The following is a 26,178-nucleotide window of genomic DNA, read 5'->3' as shown; positions in this document are numbered from 1 at the left end:
CTTCTAGACTATTCAGGGGCTCTCAGGTCTTGCCTACAAATAATACTCCTGGTACTCCTCACGCAACGCCCGCTTCAAAAACTTCCCGACCGACGTCTTGGGAATCTCGTTCAGAAGGACCACATCATCGGGAATCCACCACTTCGCGAACTGGTCTTGCAAGCTGCTGAGCAGTTCCTGCTTCTCCACTTTGTCCTTGTACGCTTCCTTCAACACGACGAACGCCAGCGGGCGCTCATCCCACTTGGCATGCGGAATCCCGGTCACACAGGCTTCAAACACGGCCGGATGCGCCATCAAGGCATTTTCCAAATCCACAGACGAGATCCACTCGCCGCCGCTCTTGACCAAGTCCTTCGTGCGGTCGACCAATTTGACAACGCCTTCCTCATCCACGACAGCTACGTCACCTGTGTGGAACCAACCGTCCACAAACGAATCCGACGACCGCTCATCCTCGTAGTATTCATGAGCAATCCACGGACCGCGCAACCAGATTTCCCCCATCTCTTGCCCGTCCCAGTTGACTTCCCCGTCCTGACCGACGATGCGCATCTCCAGTCCTGGCACCAACAGCCCTTGCTTGGAGCGGATGTCCAGTCGATCCTGTTGCGACAGGTCTTTTTGGGTGCTCTTCAAGCGCGAAACCAGCGCGATCGGGGAGGCTTCGGTCATCCCATAGGCATGGAGGAACTGAATGCCGTGTTTCGTCTCATACGCTTCGATCAAGCCGCGCGGGGCAGCCGAACCTCCGCATAGCACCGCTCGCAAGGAACTGACATCGTATTGCCCTTCCTCAAGCGCTTTCAAGACCCCCAGCCAGACGGTCGGCACGCCTGCGGAGATCGTCACTTTTTCCTGCTGAATCAGTTCCAGCAAAATTTGCGGCGTGGGCATGGGTCCCGGCAGCACCTGCTTGGAACCAAACCAGACCCCGACAAACGGCATCCCCCAGGCATTCACATGGAACATCGGAACGATCGGCAGGAGCGTGTCGTACTCGGAAACGGCGGTTGTATCCGCCAGTCCAAGTGTGATGCTGTGCAAGTAGACCCCCCGATGCGTATAGGTCACGCCCTTCGGTTTGCCCGTGGTCGCGGAGGTATAGCACATCCCCGCCAACGATTTTTCGTCGAGGTCATCCGGGTAGCTGTAGGTCTCCTCTGCACTGGCAATCAACTGCTCATAGGAATACGCCGGTTGCAACGTGGTCGGCGGGAGCTCCGGCTTGTCGGTCATGATGATGTAGGCCTGCACGGTCGTCAATTGGTCCTGCACCTTTTCCAAGAGCGGAACCAGCGTTTCATCGACCAGCATCACCCGGTCTTGCGCATGATTGACGATGTAGGAGATGTGATCGGGCGACAACCGGATGTTCACCGTGTGCAGGACAGCCCCCATACAGGGAATTGCAAAGTAGGCCTCCAAGTGACGATGGTCGTTCCATGCAAACGTCGCCACGCGGTCCCCCCGTTGTACGCCCAGCGACTCCAACGCGCTGGACAAGCGGCGGGTACGGCGCGCATAGTCCGCGTAGGTATACCGGAACAAGCCGGACATCGTGCGGGAGACAATCTCTTTTTTCGGGAAAAACTTTTCAGCCCGTTCGAACATCGTGCGGAGAGTTAATGGGAAATCCATCATTGGGATTGGCTCCTCCTCTAGGTCTCAGATACTTTGATTATAAACTGAGTGTTCAGAAATTTACAACCAAACTTATCTCGACACAGGTTCGATCCTCCCGTGGTATCTTCGATTCTTGGAGACATACCACCCATTCTCCACAGGTATTCCGATGTCCAAAAATGCAGCTGGATAGCTCAGATTGCCGCGGTCGATGACCGCAAAGTGCAGATGGGGTGTGAAGGAATACCCGGTATTGCCGGAAAAACCAATCACATCACCTCGGCGTATCTGTTGACCTCTGTACACGGCGTGGGCGCTGAGATGCGCGTACAGCGTGTAACTGCCATTGGGATGCTTGATGCGCACTTGCTCTCCATAGCCGTCCGTTCCTGTCACGCCGCAAAAGTCTACCCGCCCTCGCGATGCGGCCAGAACTTCCGATCCGATCGGCATCTCAAAATCCCATGCGTAATACGTGAACGGGATATCATGCGTGGCTCCAAAGTTGCCATTGACGCATTCATACCGAAGTCCTGCAGGCCAGGGAGCCAACAAGTCTGACGGTGCATAAGAGGCAGGGACCACCAGAAAAAACAAGCAAAATACAACGAAAAATGCCACCATGTACGTGCTATCGAGTCCTGACAACCGCCTTCAACTCCTACTAAAAAGGAACCGTTTCCACGGTTCCCTTTTCTTGCAGCAGTCCTACATCCAAACCCAAGTGGTGCGGGAGATAACTTGTCCCGGATACATCGGGCCGTACCCGCCGCCACGATACATCGAGTACGGACCGTATCCGCCACCGCGTTGTGCTGCACCAAACCCGGTTGCCGCCCCGCCTGCTTGCGACTGTGCAAATCCAAACGACTGCGTACCCAGCGGAGAAGTTGCGCCACCGCCGATGCCGACCGCCGGGCCTTGCGATGCGCCGATGCCGATCGAACCTGCCCCGCCGGATAGTCCACCGCCGATCCCCAAGCCAGCTCCTCCAGGGCCTGTCCCAGAAAAACCGATGCCAGACGTGGTGCCCAGCGGTCCGCTGGTGCCAAATCCACCGGCAGTACCTGGGCCTTGAACTGTTCCCAAACCGAAGGAACCCATCGGACCTGGTGCGAACACCAAGTTCCCTTTGACAACTTTAGACTTGCGAGGTGTTGCTTTTTTGTTCATTTTTTGTTTTTTCACAAACTGTCACCATCCCTATCGTTGATAAATCCTTACATCCAAACCCACGTGGTGCGCGAGATGACGCGCCCAGGATACATCGGGCCGTACCCGCCACCGCGATACATCGGATACGGACCGTAACCACCACCGCGTTGAGCCGCTCCAAATCCGGTCGCTACTCCTCCCCCTTGAGATTGGGCAAACCCAAACGATTGCGTGCCAAACGGTGTTGTGAAGCCACCGCCGATCCCGACCCCGAGACCTTGCGATGCACCGACGCCCACCGAGCTGGCCCCGCCGGATTGTCCACCCCCGACGCCTACTCCACTTCCTCCAGGACCCGTTGCCGAGAAGCCGATGCCGGCCGAAGTGCCAAGCGGGCCACTGAATCCGAATCCACCAGCAGCGCCAGGGCCTTGTACAGTTCCACCGCCAAAGGAACCCATCGGACCCGGTGCGAACACCAGATGTCCTGTCACCGTTTTCGCTTTTCGAGGTGCTGCTTTCGGAGACGAACTTTTCCTTTTCACGAATCTATCACCATCCCTATCGTTACTTGTGATTTCCACCGTGGTTGCCCACGATGGAAATCTGAGGAGTGAATCATCTTAGCGGCAGTGCACAGTCGTTGTGGTGACCGGGTAGCAGACCGGTACCAAGAGGAAGAACAACACGAAGATAATCAGAAAAACAACCGCCCATTGCGTGTACGGACCGAACGTCATGGTGAGTTTCACTCCTTTTTACTTGATGCTACAACATATGTCGGTCAAGCCAGGATTGGCATAGACAGTTGACCAAGTTCTCGCGTTGCATTGAAAAAAAGAGACCTGCTCCTCAGCAGGTCTCTTTCCTTTGCAACTGATTCATAACCTCCGGCAATTGGTTCGCCGGCAGCGGCTTGCTGAACAAATACCCTTGGAAGCTGTCGCATCCCTTTTGTTCGAGGATCTTCAGCTTCTCCACAGAATCCACGCCCTCGGCAACCACGCTCATCCCCAAGGCATGCGCTAACTTCACCACCGACTCCACGACTTTGCGTTGCCGCTCATCCGACACGATCTCCGCCGTAAACGTCCGATCCAGCTTGATCGCGCTGACGGGCAATTGCGTCAAGTAGCTCAGCGAGGAGTACCCGGTCCCGAAGTCGTCGATCTCGATGACAACCCCCATGTCGGAGAGTCCCTTCAATAACTGCACAGAGGCGACCAAGTCGTTGATGATCACGCTCTCCGTGACCTCCAGCTTCAGCAGCCGTGGCGGAAGTTCGGTCTCCTCCAGCACGCTTTTCACCCGTTGCACGAGGTTCGCCTCCTGCAACTGGCGGCTGGAGAGGTTGACGGAGACCTTTACATTCTTGCCTTCCTGCTGCCACAACTTCGCTTGCTGGCAGGCGCGGCGCAGGACCCATTCGCCCAGATCGACGATGAATCCCGTCTCCTCCGCCACCGGAATGAAGTCGACCGGAGAGATCAGACCCTTCGTCGGATGCGCCCAACGCACGAGCGCTTCCAAGGACTCCACATGTCCGCCGAGCGAATTGATCTGCGGTTGGTAATACACCGCAAATTCCTCGCGTTCCAACGCCCCCGACATCTCCATCCCGATCTCAAACTGCCGGTTCAAACTCTCCGTTTTCGAGAACAGATGGTAGGTGTTTTTGCCACGCTTTTTGCTGGAATACATCGCGGTATCTGCAAACTTCAACAAGCTCTCCACGGTCGCACCGTTCTCCGGGAACTTGGAGATCCCCACACTCGCCGTCACCCGAAATGGGACGCCACTCACATCCACAGGCAGGCTCAACTCCTGCACCAACCCATTGGCGAACGCCGACAAGCACTCGACGGCTGCCAGATCGGGCAGTAGAATCGTAAACTCATCTCCGCCCATCCGTGCCACCATGCCCAGCGAACCGATATACGTAGAGATCTTGTCCGCGACTTTCTCAAGCAACTGGTCGCCCGCATCATGCCCGAGCGTGTCATTGATGTACTTGAAATTGTCGAGATCGACCATGAAGATCGCCAGTTCGGTGCCTTGCGCCGCGGCCCGTTGCAACATGGATTCAGATTGCTCCTGAAAGGATCGTCGGTTCGGCAGGTTGGTCAAGCTATCGTAATACGCCATCTGGTAGATCAACGCTTCCGACGCTTTGCGCTCCGTGATGTCCTTCGCAATGCCGAACACCCCGACGACTTGTCCATCGACGAAGTTCGGCGTATAGATCACCTCGACGTCCCGCGCTTCGCCCTCCCCCGACCGCAGTTTCGATTCAAAACTCTGGGGCAGTCCTTGCAACGCTTGTCGGACATGTGCATCGTCGACCAGTGGAGCCTGTTCGCTCGCGTAGAACGCCTCATTGCCAGAGTTGACAACCCCCTCGGCATCGAGCGTGAAAATCAAGTCCTGACTGTGTTGAAGCAACGTGTTGTACCGCTTCGAACTCTCCTCGATGAGTTGCTCGCGGTCGGAGATTTTTTTCAGATAGGCCGATGAGAAAAACAGGATCAGCAGGACAAAGGCCACTGTGTAGACCAGTTCGATGATCAGTTCATTGCGCGGGTTCGTCCCGATCAACAACAACCGTGCAAAGATGATGCTCGACACCAAGATCGGCAACGTCAATTCTTGCAAACGCTTGGTGATCGCCGACCGGAGCGGCTTCCTGTAGACCGTATAGAAGATGCCCGCATAGATCATCGCAGAGATCCACTCATAGGCAAGCACACTGAGCAGCGCCCGAAACACCGGGTACAGCCCCTCCGTGTACTGATACGTAGCATACGCGACGATCAAACTGAGGACGTACATCCCGACATTGGCGAAGTAGCGAAACCATTTCACGTTGCGCAGCGACATCCCCGCTACTTTTAGAAACGGCACCAACGACCCGACCAACAACGGAAACACGACGGCACCCATCCCGTAGTTCATCACGAGATAGAGATACCCGATACAACCGCAACTGTACGACAACCCACTCGGCAACGACAGCGGGAAGGAATCCAGCACCACGATGAGGACCGTCAACACCACGAACAAGGTGAAATGTTCCGGTTGAAAGTACGCCAAATACCCAAAAAACGCAGTAAGCCCCACAGCAAACAACGAAGCCGTATACCAATTGATGTCTTTCATGCTGGAGAACTCCTTTTGGTTGACTAACAAATCAAGAACACCACTTGCCCCGTATAAGTTCTATCTGTTGTGTAGATTTCATGAATTTTAAGAATTACAATATCTCTACAACCGTAGATTATCATGGGTGTTCCGCCTCGTCTAGTACCCTTCCAGCACATTCGTAAGATTTGGTGGTCGTTACTTCACCTTTGGACTCGGCATGCTGCGTTGTGAATTCCGCGTGACCTGGATCATGTACAGAACCAACGCGCTCCAGATCATCCCAAACGAGAGAAACTCGATGGTCGAAAAACTCTCATGGTACAACAACACGCCCAGAAACAGCGTGATCGTCGGGGAGAGATATTGCACGAACCCCATGATCGAGAGCGGCAATCGCTTGACCCCTTCTGCAAAAAACAACAGCGGCAAAGCCGTGGCAACACCTGCGACCGAGAGGAGCAGCCATCGCCAACCGGACAAAAGCTGCGGGGCCTCGCCACCCTGTGCAAATAAGACGAGATAGATCAAGGCGAAAGGCAAGACGATCAGCGTCTCCAGCGACAATCCGACGATGGTGTCGAGGTTCGCTTTTTTCTTGGTGAAGCCGTACAGCGCGAAGGAAGTCGCCAAGGAGAGCGACACCCACGGGAACTGTCCATAGGAAATCGTCAAGATCAGGACCCCGAGCGCTGCCAGTGCGATCGCACTCCCTTGCAGTTTTGAGAGTCGCTCCTGCAGGAGAAACACGCCCAAGAACACGTTCATCAGCGGGTTGATGTAATACCCGAGACTCGCCTCGACCATGTGGTTGTTGTTGACAGCCCAGATGTAGATCAACCAATTAAGCGAGATCAACAGCGAGGCGATGATGACAGACCGTTTGCTTTTCGCGTCGGGAACTGCCTGCGTCAACGCCTTCCAGCGCTTGGTCACCGTGACCAACAGGAGGACGAACACGACCGACCAGATGATGCGGTGGGACAAAATCTCCCAAGCCCCAATGTCTTGGAACACCTTCCAATAAAGGGGTAACAGCCCCCACATTCCATAGGCTGCGACCGAGTACCATAGCCCTTTTTTCATTGTTGCCTCCCACTTTGAAGTATTTCGAATCACCAAGAAGTATTTCGAATCACAAAATATTATGGAAAGAGTATATCACAAAAAAAGACTCGACCGCCGCAGCGGTACGAGTCTCTTTTTGCTACTCCTGTACTTTCAAATAGCCGACCATCGGCCCGTTTTGTTCGATGGTGGCGTGGGTGAGGCAGATGATCGGGAACGTGCCGACTTCCTTGGGCGTGAAGGTGACGGACGTGACTTTCCCCTTCTCCACATTGCCCTTCACACCGAGACCGCGGATCTCAAACGGATGCGCCTTGCCTTTGACACCGTAGAAATGCAGTGTGACCGGCTTGCCTTTTTGTACGACGAGAAATCCAGGGTCCCATCGGTAAACTTCTAACTCTTGCACATTGTCTTTGGCCGGTGACTTGATCTCGTTGGTGACGATCCAGTATTCCTGATGCGGCTCCACATTTTTGTCGGTGATGTGCGCTTTGGTCGTGTACGTGTGCGTCTCTGCTTGCACGTGGTTCGGAGCGGTCAGCGCCGCTGCAAACATCACAATCGTCAAGCCGAACAACCAACGACGGTAGCGGGGATACGAGTCTTGCATCGCAGAGTCCTCCTTGGGGAAACAGTCCGTTTGTAGGAAAAACGCATGTGTCCTTAGTGTCCCCTTGTGTTGCCTGCCTATCCCTACTTATGGAACCTGTACAGTCTGCGTGGGGATCACAGGCTGACCCCCTTCGTCAAACACGTGCAGCGTGACCTGTTTCCCGGACAGCTCCGCCAACCGCGTGTAGGGAATCCGCAACACTTGCAGATGACCTACGTCCTCGCTGACCTCAACCTGCAAGTCGTTGCCCTCCCCGAACGTGACCGATCGGACACTGCCGTTGAGCAGGTAATACCCGACTTCCCGCGCCGGGTCGATCCATTTGTCGGAGGGGACCGCGGCGGTCGTTTGCAACCAATCCTGTGCCTCGCTAGGTGTGAGGAACCGCAGCGTTGCGCCCAGCAGGTCTTGTTGATTGAGCGCATCGTAGACGACGGCCTCGTCCAACTGCGGCGCACGCGCATCTTGCTTCGCCATCGTCTTGCTTTCGGGGTTGGCGATGAAGGGGCTGTTGCCGGCGAACGTCTGGGGTTGATTGGACGATGAGGAACTGGGCGGGAGTGCCTCCCGATCCGCTGGCTTGGCCACGAGGACACCCACCAGCATAGCGGCACAGACGGTCACGGCGGTCATCGCTCGGCGCATCCAACGAGCGCGCAGATGGAAGCGGGTGCGGCGTTCGTACTCGCGCAGGACGCGTTCCTTGAATTCCACCGGGTTCTGTGGCGTCTCCGGTGGTTTTTGGCCAAGCGCTTTGAGTTCGTCAGGCAAGTGGTTCCATTGCGGGTCGCTCATCAGGATCTCACTCCTTCCTCGGCCGCTTGTGCCAGTTCTTCAAATAACGAGTCTGCACCTAGCTGTTGGTGCAGTTTTTTCATCGCTCGGTGCAACGTGGTGCGCGTCTTGGCAGAACTCCAGCCGAGGATCGCGGCCGTCTCTTCGGTCGAGAACTCCTGCATCATGCGCAGGATGACGACGTCGCGCATGTCTTGCTTCAACCCGCGCAGGGATTCGCGCAACGCCGCCTCCTTCGCCTGTCGTTCCACCGACTCGTAGGGCGTTTGTTCCTCGCTTGCCACGTCCAAGACGTTGCTCAGCGAGAACAGATTCATCAAACGTTTTTTGCGATACCAATCGACCACCGTGCGCCGAGCGATCGTCAAGATCCACGTCTTGGGCGAGGACAGCCCTTGGAACCGCTCGACGCCGAGCAACACGCGGACGAACACCTCCTGCGCGATGTCCTCCGCATCTTGGCGACTGCGCACTTGATACCCGATGTAGGCAAATACATCCCGGTGGTAGGTCCGGTACCACTCGTCTAGATCGTGTTCGACCATCAACTCACCCGCTTCCTGTCTCGTTCTGCTCTGTACCTGTTAGTCGGCAGAAGTGCGCGATCTGTTACAAATTCTTCATTGAAAAAGAGAACCCTCGGGTTTCCCAAGGGTTCTCTTTTGGCTACTCCTGCGGCTCGTAAAACTTGCCTTGCCACGAGTCGCGGCGCTTCATCTCGGCGTCGATGCCGTTGAGCACCGACCACTTGTCCAAACTCCACAGCGGTCCGATCAGCGTATCCGGCGGGCCATCGCCCGTCAGCCGGTGGATCACCATCTCGGGCGGCAGGATCTCCAACATGTCGCAAACCAAGTTGATGTAGCGATCTTGGTCGATGAACTCGACCATGCCTTCCTCCCACTGCTTGACCATCGGCGTGTACTTCAACAGGTGCAACAGGTGGATCTTGATCCCCTGCACATCCATTTTCGCCACCGCCCGTGCCGTGTCCATCATCATCTCGTCTGTTTCCCCTGGCAACCCGAGGATGATGTGCGAACAGACGCGGATGTCGTGCTTGCGCAGTCTGTCCACCGCATCGAGGTAGGTCTGGAAATCATGCGCACGGTTGATCGTCTCCGCCGTCGATTCATGCATCGTCTGCAACCCAAGCTCCAGCCACAGGTAGGTGCGCTGGTTTACATCGGCCAAGTATTCCACCACATCGTCCGGCAAACAATCGGGGCGGGTCGCGATCGACAACCCGACCACATCCCGTTGCGCCAAGATCGTCTCGTAGTAGGAACGCAACGTCTCGACTGGGGCATAGGTGTTGGTGTACGCCTGAAAATACCCCAAGTACTTCGCCTTGGGCCACTTTTTGTGCATCCGCTCCACCACATCGTTGAACTGGGTGACCAGATCATCGCGGCGATCGCCGGCGAAGTCACCCGATCCTCGTGCTGAGCAAAATGTACAGCCCCCGGTTGCCACGACACCGTCGCGGTTCGGACAGCTAAAGCCTGCATCGAGCGGAACTTTGAAGATCTTCTCCCCAAAGATCCCGCGCAGATGTGTATTCCACGTATGATAGCGCTTGTCACCCCAGAGGAGCGGAGTGCGCGTTGTATCTGTGTGAGTCATGCTGTGACTCCTTTCCTGTTCATCATCGCTTTATTGTAGCCTATTTCCTAGAAAAAATCTCGATTCCACCCGCAACCTCCGTGACCATCCACGGCTCCTAGACATATGATACAGCACAAGCAGCGGGTCATGAAGCAAGCGCTAGGGCAAAAAAACACCCTCCGTACACAGTCAGCGGAGGGTGTTTTTGCGTCTGTTCCTCTATTTAGTAGAGCGTCACGCGGTGCAGCAAGCGATTGCCCGCCTCCCAGCCAGATGAGAAGCTGAGCTCCGAAAGTTGCCCAACGCCTTGCACCCAGTCACCTGCAAATGCCGCATTGGCACAGGAGTGGAACTGCACCGGCATCAGCTTTTGGTCGTCCTCGACCTTGATCTCCTGCGCGGCGGCCCGCTCCGTGTACCGCTGAGCCACCAGTTCGTCGCGCCACCCGGGCACGTGCTTGTCGAACAGCGCTTGGATCGCATCCTTGCGCTTTTGTGCGTGCTCGCGGTCACCGACTTCCTCCGACTTCAGATAGGCGATCGCCTGAATCAATTGCCCACCCTCTGGGATGCAGGCCGGGTCGTAGTGCGAGATGTCGGTCAGGAAGACTTTGGACTGCTTGTCATAGATGTAGGTATAGGGCGTATCAATGCGCTTTTTCAACCCGATGTCGTAGACCAGCACAGTGTTCGGGCGTTGTAGCAAGTACGGCGCGATCGGATGGGCGAGCGGTGTGCCTTCGAAGATCTTGCCCAGTTCCTTGGGCGGGCAGGCGAACACAAACTCGTCCCCCTCGATCAACCCATCGGATGTCTCGACGCCCACCACTTTGTTGCCTTCGAACAGCACGCGCTCGATCTTGGTCTTGGTCATGATCTCCGAGCCGCTCTCGACGATCACGCGCTCCAGTTCTTGGACGAGACTTTCCCACCCACCAGCGATGTAGGCAACCGCCTTCGAGGTTTTGAACATGCGTTGGTAGTATTTGAAAAACACCGTGGACGGGATGCGCTCCGGCTCTTGGGTGAAAAAGTTCGAGGAAGCCAGCAGGAGCATCAATTGTTGGATCTCCGGCGACTTGTTCGAGCGCTTCATCCACTCTCCGATCGTCACACCCTCCTCTCCGCGTTCCAAGAGGCAGACCGTTTTCATGATTTCAATCGCAAATGCCGCCTTGGACGAGGTGGCGGAGAGGATCTTGGTCTTGTACAGGCCTTCCAGCGTGGCTGGCATCTCGGTCAGTTCGTCGCCGAGGTCGTAGCGAGCTTTTTTCGGGTCAAAATCGACCCAGTCGACCGTGATGCCCAGTTCCTTCTCCAATTTGCGAATGTAGGACGAGTCGCGTGTGTAGATCGCGTGCGCTCCGAAATTGAAGTTGAAGCCCTTCAACGGAATCGTCACCGCACGCCCTCCGAGCTTCGGTGCTTTCTCCAGCAGTTTTACGTGCAGACCGCTTTTCGCCAACCTCGCAGCGACACTCAGGCCCGCCAACCCTCCGCCGATCACAACCGCTCGCTTTTTCATGGTACTTGACCTCCGTTTGTCAATTGGTCACAATTGAAGTGACCTATATCATTAATGGACTTAGTACATTCTGGACTCAGTACATTTATAATAAGGGTACATCGACCCGTGTGTCCAGCCCTATTTTTTAGTAAAATACAGGTAGCTACTTATGGAGAGCAGGAGGTCATCGTATGCAAACAAGGCGCGAACGCAAAAAGCAAGAGACGCGCACGAAGATTTTTTCTGCCGCGATGAATTTGTTTCAAGAGCGGGGATTTGAAGCGACCACGATCGACAGCATCGCGGAACAAGCGGACGTCGCGCGCGGGACGGTGTTCCTGCACTTCCCGACCAAGGAAGCGATCCTCGCACACTGGGGTCAGGATTCGCTGGAGGAAGTCATCGAGCGCCGGAGCGAATGGGATGTCCCCGCCTATAGCTGTGAGCAGAAAATCATGAAGGTCTTCGAGATCGCGATGTCCACCAATCGGGAAAATTTGCCCTTGGTACGCGTACTCGTCAAGTCTTCCCTCGGCACCCCGTCCGCCATGCTCCAGAGCGGTGACAAGTTGTCGCTGCGCAACCTGTTTGGCGACATCCTCGAAGTCGGGCAAGAACTGAGGCAGTTGCAAGAATCGATCGACCCGATCATCGCCGGCAACATGATCGAGAATATCTACCTGCACGCCGTCAACGACTGGGTGCTTGCCGAGGGGCAGTGGCCGATCGAGGAGATTTTCCAGACCAAAATTCATTATCTCTTCAACGGGCTGAACCAGTAGTTTCAATGTATGAACGGAGTTTTAGGCGAGTATCCTAGTGCAGGGAGAGGCAAAAACTTCTTGTGCATCCCACCTAAGTAAGTTATGATATATGTATGTATAAAAACTAGCAAGTACATAGGAGGCAACAAGGAAAATGGCACATCAACTTCCGGCACTTCCGTACGCATTTGACGCACTCGAACCGCATATCGACGCACTGACGATGGAGATCCACCACGATCGCCACCACGCAGCTTACGTCAACAACCTCAACGCAGCTCTTGAAGCACACCCGGAGCTCGCTGAGAAATCCATCGAAGACCTGATCGCTGACCTGAACGCACTTCCGGAAGGCATCCGTGGCGCGGTTCGCAACAACGGCGGCGGCCATGCGAACCACACCCTGTTCTGGGAAGTCATGAGCCCGGGCGGTTCCGAACTGAAGGGCGAACTGGCAGACGCGATCAATTCCGCGTTCGGTTCCTTCGACAACTTCAAAGCTGAGTTCACCAAGGCAGGCGCAACCCGCTTCGGTTCCGGCTGGGCGTGGCTGATCGTTGACGGCGGCAAACTCGCGGTCACCTCCACCCCGAACCAAGATTCCCCGCTGATGGAAGGCAAGACTCCGATCCTCGGCATGGACGTTTGGGAGCACGCGTACTACCTGAAGTACCAAAACAAACGCCCGGACTACATGAACGCGTTCTTCAACGTTGTCAACTGGGACGAAGTTGCAAAGCGTTTCGCAGCAGCGAAGTAATTCGGCCTGACCTATACAAACAAAAAAACCCCTCACATCAGACAGCACACAGGTCTGGCGTGAGGGGTTTTTTTGTTCGAACAATTCTCACACCATGGACGCCTACTAGAAGCAATCGAAAATAAAGGGGGGCTTCCCATGTCGTTTCACACGCCACAGAAAGTTGCCGAACTGGCTGTAGAGGCCGGAGTGCGCAAGGCCAATCTCCCAGCCTCGACGCTGATTGTCCTCGGGTTTTTGGGCGGCGCATTCATCGCGTTCGGGTTTTTGCTGGACATCCGCGTCACCGGCAACCTGCCCAAGGAATGGGGTTCCTTGGCTAGCTTTTTAGGTGCTGCTGTTTTTCCGGTCGGGCTGATCATGATCACCGTCGGCGGCGGTGAACTGGTCACCGGCAACATGATCACCGTGATGATCGCAGGACTCGCCCGCAGAATCTCGGTGGGCAAGATCATCACCAACTACATTTGGATCACCGTGATGAATTTTATCGGCGCCATCTTCGTAGCTTATATGTTTGGACACGTCGTCGGCTTGACCGAGACGGGGCCTTTTTTAACCCAAACGATCGCCAACGCCCAGGCGAAGCTCGACGATACGTTCATCAAGTCGTTCGTATCGGCGATCGGATGCAACTGGTTGGTCGGGATGGCGGTCTGGCTTGCCATCTCTGCACAGAGCGTAGGCGGCAAGATTCTCGGCGTCTGGTTCCCGATCATGGCCTTCGTCGCCATCGGGTTTCAGAATCTGATCGCCAACATGTTCGTCATCCCAGCTGCGATCTTCGCAGGTCATTTCACTTGGTTTGATTATTTCCGTAATTTCGTTCCGGTCTTTCTCGGCAACACCGTGGGCGGTTCGCTTTTTGTCGCCTGCATCTATTATGTCGCTTATCTGAAACCTAACCAGAAGTAAGAAAAAAAGAGCGGGCAAGTTGCCGCTCTTTTTTTATATGAACTTGGTGAGCACGAGGTAGACGAGGAGATGCAGGCTGAGTAACAGACTGAAGTAGATCGCGTCGTTCGCGCCCACTCGCAGTTCGCGGTAAAACGTGCGGTTATGCGTGCCGTCAAACCCGCGCGCTTCAAGGGCGATCGCGACGCGTTCGGCTTTGCGGATGCCTTGGGCGAGCAGTGGAATCGTGTAGCGCGTGAACGTCTCCAATTTGCCGCGCAGACCGGGTACGCGGGCGACACCTCGCACACGATGCGCCGATTTGATCTGCTCGTACTCCTCCTTGAACATCGGGAGGAAGCGGAAGCCTGCCAGCAGCGCATAGCCGAACTTTGGCGGGAGTTTGCACTGTTGCATCAGACTGAGGGCGAGCAATGTCACTTCCGTGGTCATCGCGAACAACGCTCCATAGGCGACGAATCCGAGCATGCGCAGGCCGATATTCAAGCCTTTGACCAAGCCTTCCTGCGTGATCGTGACCCAACCGCCGTGCCAGAGCACCGTCTCCCCCTTGCCGTATGCGGAGAGAATCCACGTCGTCGAGATGAACAACAGCAGAAAGGGAGCCATCCGTTTCACAAACGTCCAGACCGGGATGCGTGCGGCGGTCAGCGCCAGCACCATCGGGATCAGCATCAAGCCACAGGAAGTGACGGGGTCGTGGACAAAGATGAAGACCAGCATGCACAGCAAGTGCAACCCCAGTTTGACAGACGGATTGACGCGAACGACGAGGCTTGATGCATAGGACGAGGGCACTTGACCCGCCGTGTAAAGATCAGACACGGAGATCTCCCTCCTTTTGCTCGGAGGAATTGCGTCCGACAAGGGCTGGTTCCTCATGCTTAGCGGAATCGTGTCCACCTTGGTCTTTCGCTGCCTGCTCTCGTCTGCGAAGTTGGTACTCATAGGCCAGCGGTGCTGTCAGCGAGGCTCGTTGCAACAAATCCGGTTGTTGGAACAACGCATGTGGTCTGCCATCGTAGAGGAGCTTCCCTTCACCGATGACCAGAACTCGCGTGGCGTATTCCGCCACCAATTCCACGTCATGTGTCGCCATCAGGATCGTCGTGCCAGCCTCGTTGCGCTCTTGCATGCGCTGGAGCAGTTCCGCTGTCGTCGCCGCATCTTGGCCAAATGTCGGCTCGTCGAGCAGCAACACTTCCTGCCGTTTCAAAAGCATTCCCGCGACACTCAAGCGGCGCTTCTGCCCTTGGGAGAGCGTGAACGGGTTTTTGTCCCGCAGGTCGAGCAGGCGGAAGTCGGTCAGCAGTTGCACGCTCTCTTGCTCGATGCGCTCCTGTGCCCACCCCGCGACTTTGCCGCCAAATGCAACCTCCTCAAACACCGTGTCCGCGATGAACTGATGCTCCGGATTCTGAAAAACAAACCCGACCGTGTCATACAACTCCGGCGTCCGATAACGACTGAGGGTCTTGCCCTTCACCTGCACCTGCCCTTTGGTCGGCTCAATCAAGCCACCGACCAGTTTTAAAAACGTGCTCTTGCCCGCCCCATTCGGTCCGAGAATCGCCACCCACTCGCCTGGTTGTACGCTCACGTTGAGCCCTTGCCAGACGACATGGCCGTTTTTGTAACGCAGGCTCGCCTCGCGAACCTCCAAGATCGGTGCCTTGGAGACATGCGGATCGGACTGGGTCTGCTCCAGAAGTTTGCCGTCCGATGCCAGCGTTGCACCTATGGAATTCGCTTGTACCGCCAGTTGATGCTCCAAGCGATCGGCCAGCGGGTGCTTCACCGTCGCCAACATCTCGTCCCAGGTCACAGGCCAGAGCTTCGGCTGCCAGATGCCATACTCGCGGATCATCTGGGCATGGTCGCGCAAAATCTCACGCGGGTTCCCTTGCGCCACCAACTGCCCCGTGGCGTTGAAAAGCAACACGCGATCGACCCACTCGACGACACCGTCGAGCTTGTGTTCGATCATCACCAGCGTTTTCTGCCCTTTCAAGCGGCGCAGATCTTCGATGACCAGTTGTGTGTTCAGCGGGTCGAGCTGTGCGGTCGGCTCATCGACGAACAACACCTCCGGCTCCAACGCCAGCAGACATGCCAACGCCAACCGCTGCTTCAATCCGCCAGACAATTCGCGGATCGGCGTCGTCAACGGCACCTCGAGCCGCACATCGCGCATCACTTGCTCGATGATCCCGCGCATCTGTGCCCGCGGCACCAAGCGGTTTTCCAACGAGAACGCAATCTCGTCCTCCACCGTCAGCATGCAAAACTGCGCATCCGGGTCTTGGAACATCACGCCGACGCGCTCCGGTCGGATCACCGTCCCTTTGAACCACGCTTCAATCGAGCGCGGGATGATGCCTGACAACACTTGCAACAGCGTGCTCTTGCCCGACCCGCTAGGACCTAGCAACAGCACAGCTTCGTTTTTGGCAATCTCTACATTCATCTCCCGCAACACGGGCGTATCACGGTCAAAAAATTGGACAGACACCCCTTCACTTGCGAGAAAGGGTGTCTTGGATGTCAACGTATTCACTTAAAAAGCAGGTTTGCGGTCCGACTTGCTACGGACCAACAGATAGGAGTTCAGCACGCCCGTTTTTGCCAGCAGATCGCCGACCACTTTGCCGAGCACACCTGCAAGGATTGCACCCGAGAGCAGGCGTAGCACGATTTTGAGCACCAGCATGCCGGTGGTCAGATCGCCGATGTAGCCTTGGTAGTAGTCGATCGGAATACTTGCGGCTGCCGATGCCATACCGGCCAGCACCACAACACCCAAGTGAAAGGAACGATAGCGGAAACCCGCGAAAATAAGTTCAGCTGCAGCGCCTTGGATCAAGCCGAACACCAACGTGCTCAGACCCCATTGCCCGCCAAAAATCATCTCGACAAACGCAGCGGCCACTTCGGACAGCATCGCCACGCCCGGTTTCTGAACGATATACGCGGTGATGATCGAAGCCACGAACCACAGTCCGTAGATCAATTCCGTCGAGGACGGCAACGCGGCATCCAACACGTTGTAGAAAAAGCCCCATCCAAAATACGCAACCCCACAAATCATCGAGAGGATCACGGTGATCATGATTTCTCTGAAGTTCACGACACGACTAGTCTTCATGTCTACTCCCCCTTTGGTCAGTTCAAACTGACGAGTCGGTTGCATCAAAAAATCTCCTCCCGGTCGCCCGGCAGGAGATGATATAGACACGTTTCGACAAACCCGTCCCACAAAAAGGCACACGTCTGTCGCAGTCAATGTCACTTCCTCACGCCGGTATTACCCAGGATCGAGTCAAGAGGGTTAGCGCTATTGCAAACGCTTCTCAGCCTATGTACGGCACCCCTAGCAACTGCTCATATTCAGTTTTTGTACTCCCCTATTGTAGTCTTGGGACAAACTGTTTGTAAAGGGTCAATTGATGCTGAACGCACGACCGCCAAAATCTCCTGCTACAACTGGCAGGAGATCCCTACATTTCCAATACAGCCCCATCCACCCGCTTGATGCCCCGAACTTTTCCGAGGTCTGCTGCGAGTTTCAGGCAGGCGAAGTCTTTTTGCTTGGCTTCGACCATCACATCGATGCGCGGCAGTCCCGCCGCTTTGCAAGCTTTCAGGAACATCAGCAAGCGTTCTGGGTCGATAAACTCGCTGTGTGCGCGGAAGTCGCTTACGTCCTTGGGTGAGGAGACGTGGATTTTCATCGGTGTGTGGCCCCAAGTCGCGTGGATGCGCGGCAGGAGTTCGATCGGAGTTGAGTCGCTTGGGTTGCACCAATCGTGGTGGATGTCGAGCATCATCGGCTGGCCGATTTTTTCACAGGCTGCGAGGGTTTCTGTCACAGTGTAGGTCTTGTCGTCATTTTCAAACGTCAGCCGTTTGCGCACGTTGTCCGGCACTTGCGGGAAGTTTTCGTAGAGTTTTTGCACCGCTTTTGCCTTGTCCCCGTAGGCACCACCGATGTGGATGTTGACTTTGTGCTGCTCGTCCAGCCCCATGCCATCGAGCAGGTCGGTATGGTACGCCAAGTCCTTCAACGCGGCTGCTGTGACGTGGTCTGCTCCATTGAGCAGTGTGAATTGGTTGGGATGCATCGTCAAGCGCATGTCGTGTTGCTTGGCGAAGTCACCGAGTGCCTTCAATTCCTCGGCGTAAGTGGCCCGCACATCGATGCCCACATCGGGATGGGTGGCCAGCGGAACCAGCGACGAACTCAAGCGGTGGAGCTTGATCCCGTGCGCGGCATTGAAGTAGAGGATGCGTTGCGTCGCGATCAAGTTCTTGCGTCCAACCGCAATCGCCCGCGCCATCGCCTCGTCGTAGGGGCGTTGTTGAAACAGCTTGTACGTGAATGTAGAACTCGGCGTGTTGTTGAAGATCGCCAGCGCAATCGAGACATAGCCAATTCGCACTTCCATAAAAAATCACCTCGCAACCACAGTGTTCCATCGTCGCGTGGTGACTATATGTACTACATCTTTCCTGCTTTGTGTTCCTCGAAGTACCGCCGCAGCCAATGCTCCGAAATCTTCGAAACAAACGCCTCTGCACCGTCCACGTGCAGCACGGGGATCTTGTCCCAATACTTCGCATCGATCGCGTCATCGGTCGTAATGTCGAATTCCTCCACCACCAGCGGGTAAAAAAGGCTCAACCGATCCAAGATCGTTTTCGCCTTCACACAGAGCGTGCAGCCGTCCTTGGTGAAGAGGGTGATGTGATAAGGTTGCATGTGTCTCCACTCCTTCCCTCTCACTATACATAACTGCCCCGCCCCTAGCAAAACCTACTCACACCAAGCTGTGAAGCAGGAGGCGGTGCCGGTGCAATTGGTGTTGATCCTCGGGACGATTTTGGTGCCCATCTGTATGTTTGTCCTACGGCATAGGCCCTTGGCCGCCGTTTTTGACCTGATCGCCGCGCTGTCCGTGCTGCTCGCCAACATCGCAGCCGGACTCGCCGTGTTGGAAATCAAGCAGGAAAGCACCGAATTCACCACACATGTCCACGAGATCTTCATGGACCCGCTGTTTCTCGTGACCACCGGCTACATCGGCGTGTACAGCGTCTACCGCCTGCTGGTCGCGACCAGTCGCACGTGGCAGGCAAAACGCATATAAAAATAAAAAGCGGGCACGATCGTCGAAACGATCGGCCCGCTTTCGTCCTGTTCGTCACTTAGGGTTCCACAACCCTACTGCAAGTGCGAACTCCGCATAGTAAATCATGTCGGCTCATTGAGTTCAGTATAGCATAGGAATCATCACAAATCTAGATCCGATCGCGCCTTACCAGCAACTTACCAATTCGCTTCAATTGTATGAGTTCGCGCACCTGTGATTTGAGAACTTTCAACACCGTCTCATCGCTCATCTGCTCCACCGTCTCTTCCCCGTGGTGGCGGACGGAGGCGTTGTATAGGTTGCGTAGGAAGTCATAGAAATCCTCCGCCGAATAACCTCCGGGAACGTGTATGGCCAGTTCGGTGGCATACGCGCGAAGTTCGATTTCCAATCTCGCCAAAATATTTCCCCTCCAAACTTTTTGGAACTCCCTCTAATCTACCCGATTTTCAGGTACAATAGAAGGATAAGGAGGTTGAAACGCAATGAATGCTGCTGTGGATCAACGAAGCCATATTTTAGATAAAGCCCTACACCTCGCACACATGCTGACCCAGTCGGAAGAGATGCAACGCTTCCGCCAAGCTGAAGATAAAATCAACCGCCACGCGGACGCACAAGCGCTGATGTTCGTCGTGCGGGCGAAACGCAACGCCTACTCCCAAACCTCGCTGCGTCATGGGTACGAACACCCGAAGTCTGACAAGGCGAAGCAAGAGTACGACGATGTGCTGGAGCGGATCGCGCAGATCCCGCTGATCGATGAGTTCAAGGAAGCGCAGGAGGAAGTCAACGACATCGTCCAAGGCGTCCTGCAAACCATCGTCAACACGATTGCCCCAGATGTCCCGGTTGAGAAAAGCGAAGACCCGAGCGCCAGTTCCTCCGGCGGCGGTTGTGGCAGCTGCGGTTCGGCTGGCGGTTGCGGCAGATAGACGACCTGATCAGAAAAGGCTCCAGCGACTATCGCTGGGGCCTTTTTTTACTAGGCGTTGCGTCTGTACCACTGATCGCCACCCCACTGCTCCGCTTTCCACGGGAGGGTCTCCGGGATCGCGAGGTGCATGATCTCCTTCCAGAATTCGAGGCGTTCGAGTTCATCCATCGGCGTGAAGTGCTCCGCGACAGATAGGTTGCGCTCCAGTTGTTCCATCGTTTCCATCCCGACAATCGTCGTGGCGATCGGGAGCGTGAGCGTGTAACGCAGCGCTTTTTCATACCACTGCGCCAGTTTGCCGAGTGCCATCACTTTCATGCCGACCACCGCCACCCCCTTCTCGCGCGCCAACGGCAAGAACTCGTGAGCGAACGAATAGATATGGTGGTCGAGCGCAGAGAGGGCGACCAACGCACTGTCGAAATCAAAGCGGCGCAACGCCTCGACCAGCACTTGCGGGTTGGTGTGTCCACTGATGCTGAGTTTCTTGACCACACCTTGGGCTTGCATCTCCTGTAGGGCTTCCATCGCCCCACCTTTGGCAAAAATCGCGTCCAGCTCCTCCACCGTCACGATGTTGTGCAGTCGCCATTCCTCGACATGGTCAGTCTGTAGTCGCTGCAAACTGCCCTCCAACAGCTTCAAGGAACCATCGCGGGTACGGTCGTGCGTTTTGGTCGCGATGTGCGCTCGATCCCGACGACCCCCTTGCAAGGCGAGACCGAGGCGATACTCCGATTGCCCATCCGAATAACTTGGGGCGGTGTCAAAGTAGGTGATGCCGCGTTCCAACGCTGTCTGGACGATCTGGATGCCTTCCTCCTCCGTGCAATGGTGCTCATCCACGATGCGTTGCGCGCCAAAACTCAACAGCGGTACGTCCCAGCCCGTGCGTCCGAACGGTTGTCTGATCATTCCGAATCTCCCTCCAAGCTCATCCATTCATCTAAAAACCAAGTTCGCTACCTCACTAGGTTGCCCTCTTCACACAAAAAAGACCAAGCACGCCCGCTGCGAACTTGGTCTTTTTTCACGAGATCAGGCTTCCGGCAGCAGCAACGTGCTGAGTTGGCCTGCCGTTCCGACAACGTACAGGGTATATGTCACGTTCGGGTCGAAGCGAATCGACGGAACGCGCAGGGCGATATCCGGTTTGCCAGCGACGCGCAGTTGCAGATCGCGAACGCCGGGGGTGACTTGGAAGTAAGGCGACTTTTGCTTGAAGATCAAGTGCCCGATCAAGATCTTGCCGCTCGGCAGGGTCACATCGACCGCTGGTGCGTTTGGCGAGAGGTGGACGATCTTGGCGCGTGCAAAGCCCGGTCGCGCGCCTTTTTGGTGATCCTCGATCACGACGGAGCGGATGTTGCGCAGGAAGCCTGCCACCGCGACTGTATAATGCCCGGTGGGTTGCAGTTGAGCAACTGTATCGACCAAGGCTCCCGCAGACTTGCGCGCCGGGAAGACTTGGATGCGCCGACGACCGGGGGGGATCGGGAGGTAGGGCGTGACCCCTTCAAACGCGACATCGCTGGCAAATTTTTTGCCGTCTACGTAGATATCTACATGACCTGCATCCGGTGACGCGTGCAGAAATCGGATGTTCGCCCGCGGTTCGTGAGTTGGCGGGTGGAGTGGTTTCAGCACAGGGACGGCGTCTTGCTCCAACCCCTCCGAGATCGGGATATCCCCCATCGGCCCCTCCGACGCAGGCACCGCTTCGACGTCCGGCAGTAGCTGCGATGTGTTCGGTTGTAGCTGGGTGTTCGGCTGTAGCTGTGTGCTCGGTTCCAACTGCGGGTTCGGCGTCATCCCCGGCCCGCCTGGTACCAGCCCTGGTTTTGATTCATAGGCTTGGACGTCCGCTTGCGTTTCGGTCTCTTCGATTTTCTGCACGTTGATCGTCACATACTTCGAGAGCCCGACCAGATACTTGCCGATCTCATCGAGTTTAGCGAGGATCGCTTCTGTTGAAACGGCGCGGTTTCGTAGGTCTTCCACCTCGCGAGACTGCGCTTGGAGCAATCGATAGGCTTCGGTGAGAAACTCCTGTTGATGCTGATGACTGTCCTGCACCAACGATGCCAACTTTGCTACTTCTTCGGCCACCGCACGATAGGCAGCCTGATCACGTTCTTTCAATGCCCGGACCTCCTCCTTGAAACTGGCGCCATGTCGGCTTTCCTCTTTCAAGGTATTAGAACGCCCAAGCTGTCGTGCCTATCGATCTGACAAAATTTACAGCAACGGTGACAACAGCCGCGCCCCCGACTCTTTGAAACGATCGGACAACGGTCGCGACCTGTACTCCGCCAACGTCACCAACGCCGAGTCCTCCAAATCCTGCGTGAAGTCCTCCTGCAACCGCGCGACGAACTTGCGGTCATAGACCAACGCACTCGCCTCGAAATTCAATTGAAAGCTTCTGATGTCCATATTGGCCGATCCGACGATCCCGATCTCGTCGTCGATCACGATCACCTTGGCATGTAGAATCCCTTTTTGATACTTGTAAATTTTCACACCCGCCTGAAGCAATTCCTCAAAGTACGACCGCGATGCCCAATACGTCAATTGATACTCAGGAATGCCTTGCACGATCAACCGCACATCCAACCCACTGAGCGAGGCGGTCTTTAACGCCATCGAGATGCTCTCGTCAGGGATGAAGTACGGGGTCTCGATGTAGACTTTGTTTCGCGCCGTCGCCAGTGCGGTAAAATACACCTGCCGAATCGATTCCCAATCCGAATCAGGCCCGCTCGCCACGATCTGCGAGAATACCTTGCCAAGCTCCGGCAAGGGCGGGTAGTAGCTGCGATCTTCAATCCGCTCACGGGTGATAAAGTACCAGTCATTCAAAAAAATCGTCTGCATCCGGTGTACACACTCGCCCTCCAGCACCAGATGCGTATCGCGCCAAAATCCGATCTCGCGCTTGCGGGACAGGTACTCGTCCCCGATGTTCATCCCGCCGAGGAACCCGACGCGCCCGTCGATCACCACGATCTTGCGGTGGTTGCGGAAGTTCAGCTTGCTCGTGATGAACGGAAACTTGACCGGAAAAAAAAACTCCACCTGCACCCCGCCACTCGACAGTTCCTCGAGGAAGTCCTTCGAGATCACCCGGCTGCCCAGCCCGTCGATCAACACGCGCACTTCCACACCTTGGCGCGCCTTGGAGATCAACAGCCGCTGGATATCACGGCCGATCTCATCGTTTTTGAAAATGTAGTACTCGAAGTGGATGTGGTGCTTCGCTCGCTCCAACGCGTGAAACAATTCCTCAAACTTGCTCGGTCCATCGGTCAAAACCTTGACATGGTTGTTGGTGGTCAACGGGGCATACGCACATTTCAACAGCAAACGCACCAAGCGATGCTGCCGATCTGCTCCCCCCTGCAAAAGTTCCGCTTCCGTGAGCTTTTGGGTCTGTTCATCTATGAGCTGTTTGAGCGCACTGTCCTCGATGTGCTTGTGGTGAAACAGTTTGCGCTTGCGTGCGTTACGTCCGAATACTAAATATAACAGGAACCCGATGACAGGCAACACCATCAGGATGATCAACCATGCCACCGTCTTCTCCGGGTTGCGGTTCTCCAAAAAAATGACGGTTCCCACTAACGCCAAGACGATTGCTCCTAGCAACGTGAGGATTGTCACCGACCAAACGATACGGAACACCACCCTTTCCCAGCGCTCGTTGTTGTGTACCACATAGTATGCGCGAAAAAAATCGCCTCCATGTTAGGAGGCGATTCTGGATTTAGGCATAGATGTCGATCTGTTGCCCACGCACCGCGTGGCTTTTCTCCGTAGCTGGTGATGCCGTGACGATGCGCTCTACTTTTTCATGACGCACAACCTGTGTGCCGTTGCGCAATTGACTGTGCGTATAGAAATCATGCTGGACATACTTGACCTTCCAATTGTGAATCGGCGCTGCCCCTTGAACGCTATCAACCATGCTCGGCCCCCCCTTTTTGTGTACCCCCGTACACAAGCAACTTGTCTATCCTTATGCGCGTCAAGACGCTTTTTGCCACTCGGTCAGGAAAACCTTACCAGAACAGCATCTGTTACATAATGATAGCCCAAATAAAAGGGTGAAATCAAGAAAGAGATTCCGACAGCAATCGCGGCGCTCCTACTGGTAGAGCACCTGCGGCACGTCCTGCCCGATCTCCTGTTGGCGAGCTTCGAGCAGCGAAGCGACGCGCTCATCGATGCCTTCATAGAGGCGGTCATCCGCCAGCCCCAGCGTTTCCAAGGTCTTGCCGTCCTCGCCCCACAACAACCACTCGATGTCGCTGACCGTCTCACCTGCCACGACCGAACGCAACACCAGCACGCTAAATTGCTCCTCCTCGTGCCGCTGTTCGACGTCTGCGCAGATCTGAACGCCCAGCATCGCACACTCAGCAGCATACCCGGCGATCACTTCGTCAGCCATCTTTTGCACACGGTCGTTCAGCGCAAGCAGTTGCGATTGCGAGAGTTCCCCCGCTTCCCGCATGTCATAGGAGACCAGTTTGCGGACGCCTAAGCGGTAGAGAATCGGCTCGATCTGTTCCAGTTTTGAACCGCCGAATTGCTCGACTTGTCCGATCGGGCGCATCGCCAGCACGAAGTACCCTTTGAAGACCCAATAGCCGTAGCAATCCTTCCACTGGACCCGCGTCTCGTAGATGCCTTGTCCCGCCAGCAAGTTCTGCCGCACCGGATAGATCGTCACACCCTCGCGATCGAAGTGCAATTCCAACACATGGACCGTCTTGCTCGTGCGGTAGAACAGCCACAGCAATCCAGAGACCACAGCGCCGATCACGGCTCCCAGCAATGCATCCAGCATCAAGCTCTCATACTCCGCTCGCACCAGCAGATTCGCTTCCCAACGAACGCCTATGCGCATCAGACCGAGGAGCACCAGACTCACATAGAGCCCGCGCAACATCGCGGTCCATGATCGCGGTTGTCGCGGGCTTTTGCGCACCACCGTCACGCGTTCCAACACCTCGTGCGTCGCTGCATTTCTCCACATCTGCCAAGCGCGCACCGGCACGTTCAACCCGTAGCAGAGAAACCACAGGCAGACGGTGAGCACCGCCGTTTCCCACGTTGTCAGAGAGATTTCGTTCCAGAGGTTCATGAGACCACGACCTCCTCTCGTTGCTCCTGCACCTCACGGAGGACACCGCTCATCCACTTTTGTAAGTGGTCGATCGCATCCTGTCCGCGCACGCCGATCAGATTCCCGATGTTGCCACTGCTTTGCCAGAGCGGCAACAAGCTGGAGATCTGCTGGACGCCCTCCTCATCCACGAGGTTCAACTGCAACCACGAGCGCGCATACTCCTCCCGCAAGCGGTCGCCGGCCACATTGCGCATCACACCAAACTCCGCATGCAGGCCAAGCTCCTGCAATTCGGGTCGGTACAGGTCGATCAAGTTCCACCCGAGTTCGGTCATCTCGTCCTCCAACAGGTAGAACGCCTCCTCCTCGAACTGCCCAAGCCAGATGCGATCGGACAGCTCGCCGCGAGCGACGTTCAAGTCGGAGAACAGGCTGCGCAGTTTGTCGATGTCGCGGGCGTTGAACTCGAACTGAAACAGCTTCTCCTCCGCGTGAAACAACTGCACATAGCCCCCGTCGAACCGGTAGCAATCAAACTCAGTCCAGCGCTTGCTCTCCATCCGCTTCCCTTGCCAAACCGCACGGCCTGTCCGCGCCGGGAACACGTACAGGGATTTGTCGGTCAACAGGTAGCTTTGAACTTTCTGCCACTTGGCGCGCACGTAGCGATCGCGCCCGAGCACGACCACCGCCGCGAACACGCCCATTTCGATCAGGATCGGCTGGTCGTAGAGCACAACCGTCCACAGCACCCACAACGCCACGGTCACCCCTTGGGTCACCGAGTTCGGGGTCACCACATAGCCATCCAAATTGGTGTTCACATCGGCCACCATCCGCACGCGCTCTCGGCGGCGGATCGACTGGATCGCCCGTGCTTGCAGCCAAGGGTTCAACCCCCAACAGAGATACGTTACAAGAAACGCAATCGCGGCGATTCCCACACAGCCGCCTAGCGTATAGAGTACAGTCATAATCGGAGTCTCCCTCCTAACCCGTATACAA

Annotated in this window: 28 protein-coding genes and 1 riboswitch; of the genes, 5 read left to right on the top strand and 23 right to left on the bottom strand. The window is 55.8% G+C overall.

From position 1 onward, the window contains the following. Positions 1 to 33: 33 nt before the first annotated feature. From C7459_RS11065 to C7459_RS11015, 11 genes are all read right to left on the bottom strand, one after another. A complete protein-coding gene (locus C7459_RS11065) occupies positions 34 to 1,644 on the bottom strand; it encodes a long-chain fatty acid--CoA ligase (protein WP_109689198.1) in 1,611 nt (536 codons plus the stop codon). A 72-nt stretch (positions 1,645 to 1,716) separates the two neighbouring features. Next, complete coding sequence (locus C7459_RS11060; protein WP_109689196.1) at positions 1,717 to 2,274, bottom strand: M23 family metallopeptidase; 558 nt, start codon at positions 2,272 to 2,274, stop codon at positions 1,717 to 1,719. 60 nt (positions 2,275 to 2,334) lie between these two features. Next, positions 2,335 to 2,814, bottom strand: coding sequence for a hypothetical protein (locus C7459_RS11055; RefSeq protein WP_109689195.1), 480 nt, complete (start codon positions 2,812 to 2,814; stop codon positions 2,335 to 2,337). A gap of 32 nt (positions 2,815 to 2,846) precedes the next feature. Next, positions 2,847 to 3,326, bottom strand: a complete 480-nt coding sequence (locus C7459_RS23995) for a hypothetical protein (RefSeq protein WP_109689194.1) — start codon at positions 3,324 to 3,326, stop codon at positions 2,847 to 2,849. A 307-nt stretch (positions 3,327 to 3,633) separates the two neighbouring features. Next, positions 3,634 to 5,937 (bottom strand): putative bifunctional diguanylate cyclase/phosphodiesterase, encoded by a 2,304-nt coding sequence (locus tag C7459_RS11045; RefSeq protein WP_109689193.1) that lies wholly within the window; start codon positions 5,935 to 5,937, stop codon positions 3,634 to 3,636. A gap of 180 nt (positions 5,938 to 6,117) precedes the next feature. Continuing rightward, positions 6,118 to 7,005, bottom strand: a complete 888-nt coding sequence (rarD, locus tag C7459_RS11040; RefSeq protein ID WP_109689192.1) for an EamA family transporter RarD — start codon at positions 7,003 to 7,005, stop codon at positions 6,118 to 6,120. 121 nt (positions 7,006 to 7,126) lie between these two features. Next, positions 7,127 to 7,600, bottom strand: a complete 474-nt coding sequence (locus C7459_RS11035; RefSeq protein ID WP_245884499.1) for a cupredoxin domain-containing protein — start codon at positions 7,598 to 7,600, stop codon at positions 7,127 to 7,129. Between the two features lie 87 nt (positions 7,601 to 7,687). Further along, positions 7,688 to 8,398: a hypothetical protein gene (locus C7459_RS11030; RefSeq protein WP_109689191.1), complete on the bottom strand. Its 711-nt coding sequence runs from the start codon at positions 8,396 to 8,398 to the stop codon at positions 7,688 to 7,690. Next, positions 8,398 to 8,943: an RNA polymerase sigma factor gene (locus C7459_RS11025; RefSeq protein ID WP_109689190.1), complete on the bottom strand. Its 546-nt coding sequence runs from the start codon at positions 8,941 to 8,943 to the stop codon at positions 8,398 to 8,400. The genes C7459_RS11030 and C7459_RS11025 overlap by 1 nt, the downstream gene beginning before the upstream one ends. A 121-nt stretch (positions 8,944 to 9,064) precedes the next feature. After that, positions 9,065 to 10,024: a tRNA modification radical SAM protein MnmL/YtqA gene (mnmL, locus tag C7459_RS11020; protein ID WP_109689189.1), complete on the bottom strand. Its 960-nt coding sequence runs from the start codon at positions 10,022 to 10,024 to the stop codon at positions 9,065 to 9,067. A 205-nt stretch (positions 10,025 to 10,229) separates the two neighbouring features. Beyond that, on the bottom strand, positions 10,230 to 11,531 hold the full coding sequence (locus C7459_RS11015; RefSeq protein ID WP_109689188.1) for a phytoene desaturase family protein: 1,302 nt from the start codon (positions 11,529 to 11,531) through the stop codon (positions 10,230 to 10,232). A 173-nt stretch (positions 11,532 to 11,704) separates the two neighbouring features. On the opposite strand from C7459_RS11015, the gene C7459_RS11010 reads away from it, so the two are divergent. The 3 genes from C7459_RS11010 to C7459_RS11000 all read left to right on the top strand — a co-directional run bounded on the left by C7459_RS11010 (position 11,705) and on the right by C7459_RS11000 (position 13,952). Continuing rightward, complete coding sequence (locus C7459_RS11010) at positions 11,705 to 12,295, top strand: TetR/AcrR family transcriptional regulator (protein ID WP_109689187.1); 591 nt, start codon at positions 11,705 to 11,707, stop codon at positions 12,293 to 12,295. Between the two features lie 136 nt (positions 12,296 to 12,431). Continuing rightward, entirely contained in the window at positions 12,432 to 13,037 is a 606-nt protein-coding gene (locus tag C7459_RS11005) for a superoxide dismutase (protein WP_109689185.1), read from the top strand. Between the two features lie 138 nt (positions 13,038 to 13,175). Then, positions 13,176 to 13,952 (top strand): formate/nitrite transporter family protein, encoded by a 777-nt coding sequence (locus C7459_RS11000; RefSeq protein ID WP_109689182.1) that lies wholly within the window; start codon positions 13,176 to 13,178, stop codon positions 13,950 to 13,952. Positions 13,953 to 13,985: 33 nt separating this feature from the next. Here C7459_RS11000 and C7459_RS10995 read toward each other — a convergent pair whose 3' ends face one another. From C7459_RS10995 to C7459_RS10975, 5 genes are all read right to left on the bottom strand, one after another. Further along, the gene (locus tag C7459_RS10995) at positions 13,986 to 14,777 is read right to left on the bottom strand and encodes an energy-coupling factor transporter transmembrane component T family protein (protein WP_170119419.1); all 792 of its coding nucleotides are present in this window, start codon (positions 14,775 to 14,777) and stop codon (positions 13,986 to 13,988) included. Further along, entirely contained in the window at positions 14,770 to 16,509 is a 1,740-nt protein-coding gene (locus C7459_RS10990; RefSeq protein WP_281272768.1) for an ABC transporter ATP-binding protein, read from the bottom strand. Before C7459_RS10990 ends, C7459_RS10995 begins: the two co-directional genes overlap by 8 nt. Then, positions 16,510 to 17,097, bottom strand: coding sequence for an ECF transporter S component (locus C7459_RS10985; protein WP_170119418.1), 588 nt, complete (start codon positions 17,095 to 17,097; stop codon positions 16,510 to 16,512). A 128-nt stretch (positions 17,098 to 17,225) separates the two neighbouring features. Then, positions 17,226 to 17,334, bottom strand: a riboswitch (TPP riboswitch). Positions 17,335 to 17,449: 115 nt separating this feature from the next. Further along, positions 17,450 to 18,397 (bottom strand): UV DNA damage repair endonuclease UvsE, encoded by a 948-nt coding sequence (gene uvsE / locus C7459_RS10980; RefSeq protein ID WP_109689176.1) that lies wholly within the window; start codon positions 18,395 to 18,397, stop codon positions 17,450 to 17,452. A gap of 53 nt (positions 18,398 to 18,450) precedes the next feature. Beyond that, the gene (locus C7459_RS10975) at positions 18,451 to 18,711 is read right to left on the bottom strand and encodes a glutaredoxin family protein (RefSeq protein ID WP_109689174.1); all 261 of its coding nucleotides are present in this window, start codon (positions 18,709 to 18,711) and stop codon (positions 18,451 to 18,453) included. Positions 18,712 to 18,802: 91 nt separating this feature from the next. On the opposite strand from C7459_RS10975, the gene C7459_RS10970 reads away from it, so the two are divergent. After that, positions 18,803 to 19,099: a transposase gene (locus C7459_RS10970; protein WP_109689172.1), complete on the top strand. Its 297-nt coding sequence runs from the start codon at positions 18,803 to 18,805 to the stop codon at positions 19,097 to 19,099. Between the two features lie 151 nt (positions 19,100 to 19,250). On the opposite strand, the gene C7459_RS10965 is transcribed toward C7459_RS10970, so the two are convergent. Beyond that, entirely contained in the window at positions 19,251 to 19,502 is a 252-nt protein-coding gene (locus C7459_RS10965; protein WP_109689170.1) for a hypothetical protein, read from the bottom strand. A gap of 85 nt (positions 19,503 to 19,587) precedes the next feature. Between C7459_RS10965 and C7459_RS10960 the strand changes: the two genes are divergently transcribed. Then, on the top strand, positions 19,588 to 20,037 hold the full coding sequence (locus tag C7459_RS10960) for a YlbF/YmcA family competence regulator (RefSeq protein ID WP_109689168.1): 450 nt from the start codon (positions 19,588 to 19,590) through the stop codon (positions 20,035 to 20,037). A 50-nt stretch (positions 20,038 to 20,087) separates the two neighbouring features. Here the strand turns inward: C7459_RS10960 and C7459_RS10955 are convergent, their stop codons facing one another. The 6 genes from C7459_RS10955 to C7459_RS10930 form a co-directional block, all read right to left on the bottom strand. After that, positions 20,088 to 20,954 carry an aldo/keto reductase gene (locus C7459_RS10955; protein WP_109689166.1) on the bottom strand — a complete coding sequence of 289 codons (867 nt, stop codon included), beginning with the start codon at positions 20,952 to 20,954 and terminating at the stop codon, positions 20,088 to 20,090. Between the two features lie 123 nt (positions 20,955 to 21,077). Continuing rightward, a complete protein-coding gene (locus C7459_RS10950; protein WP_109689164.1) occupies positions 21,078 to 22,181 on the bottom strand; it encodes a DUF4397 domain-containing protein in 1,104 nt (367 codons plus the stop codon). Positions 22,182 to 22,277: 96 nt separating this feature from the next. Then, the gene (cls, locus tag C7459_RS10945) at positions 22,278 to 23,702 is read right to left on the bottom strand and encodes a cardiolipin synthase (RefSeq protein WP_109689242.1); all 1,425 of its coding nucleotides are present in this window, start codon (positions 23,700 to 23,702) and stop codon (positions 22,278 to 22,280) included. 103 nt (positions 23,703 to 23,805) lie between these two features. Then, positions 23,806 to 24,006 carry a hypothetical protein gene (locus tag C7459_RS10940; RefSeq protein WP_109689162.1) on the bottom strand — a complete coding sequence of 67 codons (201 nt, stop codon included), beginning with the start codon at positions 24,004 to 24,006 and terminating at the stop codon, positions 23,806 to 23,808. Positions 24,007 to 24,186: 180 nt separating this feature from the next. Next, the gene (locus tag C7459_RS10935) at positions 24,187 to 25,188 is read right to left on the bottom strand and encodes a hypothetical protein (protein ID WP_109689161.1); all 1,002 of its coding nucleotides are present in this window, start codon (positions 25,186 to 25,188) and stop codon (positions 24,187 to 24,189) included. Beyond that, on the bottom strand, positions 25,185 to 26,147 hold the full coding sequence (locus C7459_RS10930) for a hypothetical protein (protein WP_109689159.1): 963 nt from the start codon (positions 26,145 to 26,147) through the stop codon (positions 25,185 to 25,187). The genes C7459_RS10935 and C7459_RS10930 overlap by 4 nt, the downstream gene beginning before the upstream one ends. Positions 26,148 to 26,178 lie beyond the last annotated feature (31 nt).

The organism is Tumebacillus permanentifrigoris, assembly GCF_003148565.1.
Taxonomy (GTDB): Bacteria; Bacillota; Bacilli; order Tumebacillales; family Tumebacillaceae; genus Tumebacillus; species Tumebacillus permanentifrigoris.
The sequence above is the reverse complement of the archived record's forward strand: the minus strand, read 5'-3'. Positions and strand labels throughout refer to the sequence as shown.

Bases quoted from the DNA above. Each gene is read 5' to 3' on its own strand.
- uvsE (WP_109689176.1), bottom strand. From the start codon at position 18,397: ATGGAAGTGCGAATTGGCTATGTCTCGATTGCGCTGGCGATCTTCAAC.
- C7459_RS10940 (WP_109689162.1), bottom strand. From the start codon at position 24,006: ATGGTTGATAGCGTTCAAGGGGCAGCGCCGATTCACAATTGGAAGGTC.
- C7459_RS11000 (WP_109689182.1), top strand. From the start codon at position 13,176: ATGTCGTTTCACACGCCACAGAAAGTTGCCGAACTGGCTGTAGAGGCC.
- C7459_RS11030 (WP_109689191.1), bottom strand. From the start codon at position 8,398: ATGAGCGACCCGCAATGGAACCACTTGCCTGACGAACTCAAAGCGCTT.
- C7459_RS11005 (WP_109689185.1), top strand. From the start codon at position 12,432: ATGGCACATCAACTTCCGGCACTTCCGTACGCATTTGACGCACTCGAA.
- rarD (WP_109689192.1), bottom strand. From the start codon at position 7,005: ATGAAAAAAGGGCTATGGTACTCGGTCGCAGCCTATGGAATGTGGGGG.
- C7459_RS11035 (WP_245884499.1), bottom strand. From the start codon at position 7,600: ATGCAAGACTCGTATCCCCGCTACCGTCGTTGGTTGTTCGGCTTGACG.
- C7459_RS11010 (WP_109689187.1), top strand. From the start codon at position 11,705: ATGCAAACAAGGCGCGAACGCAAAAAGCAAGAGACGCGCACGAAGATT.
- C7459_RS11025 (WP_109689190.1), bottom strand. From the start codon at position 8,943: ATGGTCGAACACGATCTAGACGAGTGGTACCGGACCTACCACCGGGAT.
- C7459_RS10985 (WP_170119418.1), bottom strand. From the start codon at position 17,097: ATGAAGACTAGTCGTGTCGTGAACTTCAGAGAAATCATGATCACCGTG.
- C7459_RS10935 (WP_109689161.1), bottom strand. From the start codon at position 25,188: ATGAACCTCTGGAACGAAATCTCTCTGACAACGTGGGAAACGGCGGTG.
- C7459_RS11065 (WP_109689198.1), bottom strand. From the start codon at position 1,644: ATGATGGATTTCCCATTAACTCTCCGCACGATGTTCGAACGGGCTGAA.
- C7459_RS10960 (WP_109689168.1), top strand. From the start codon at position 19,588: ATGAATGCTGCTGTGGATCAACGAAGCCATATTTTAGATAAAGCCCTA.
- C7459_RS10930 (WP_109689159.1), bottom strand. From the start codon at position 26,147: ATGACTGTACTCTATACGCTAGGCGGCTGTGTGGGAATCGCCGCGATT.
- mnmL (WP_109689189.1), bottom strand. From the start codon at position 10,024: ATGACTCACACAGATACAACGCGCACTCCGCTCCTCTGGGGTGACAAG.
- C7459_RS10975 (WP_109689174.1), bottom strand. From the start codon at position 18,711: ATGCAACCTTATCACATCACCCTCTTCACCAAGGACGGCTGCACGCTC.
- C7459_RS11045 (WP_109689193.1), bottom strand. From the start codon at position 5,937: ATGAAAGACATCAATTGGTATACGGCTTCGTTGTTTGCTGTGGGGCTT.
- C7459_RS10955 (WP_109689166.1), bottom strand. From the start codon at position 20,954: ATGATCAGACAACCGTTCGGACGCACGGGCTGGGACGTACCGCTGTTG.
- C7459_RS11015 (WP_109689188.1), bottom strand. From the start codon at position 11,531: ATGAAAAAGCGAGCGGTTGTGATCGGCGGAGGGTTGGCGGGCCTGAGT.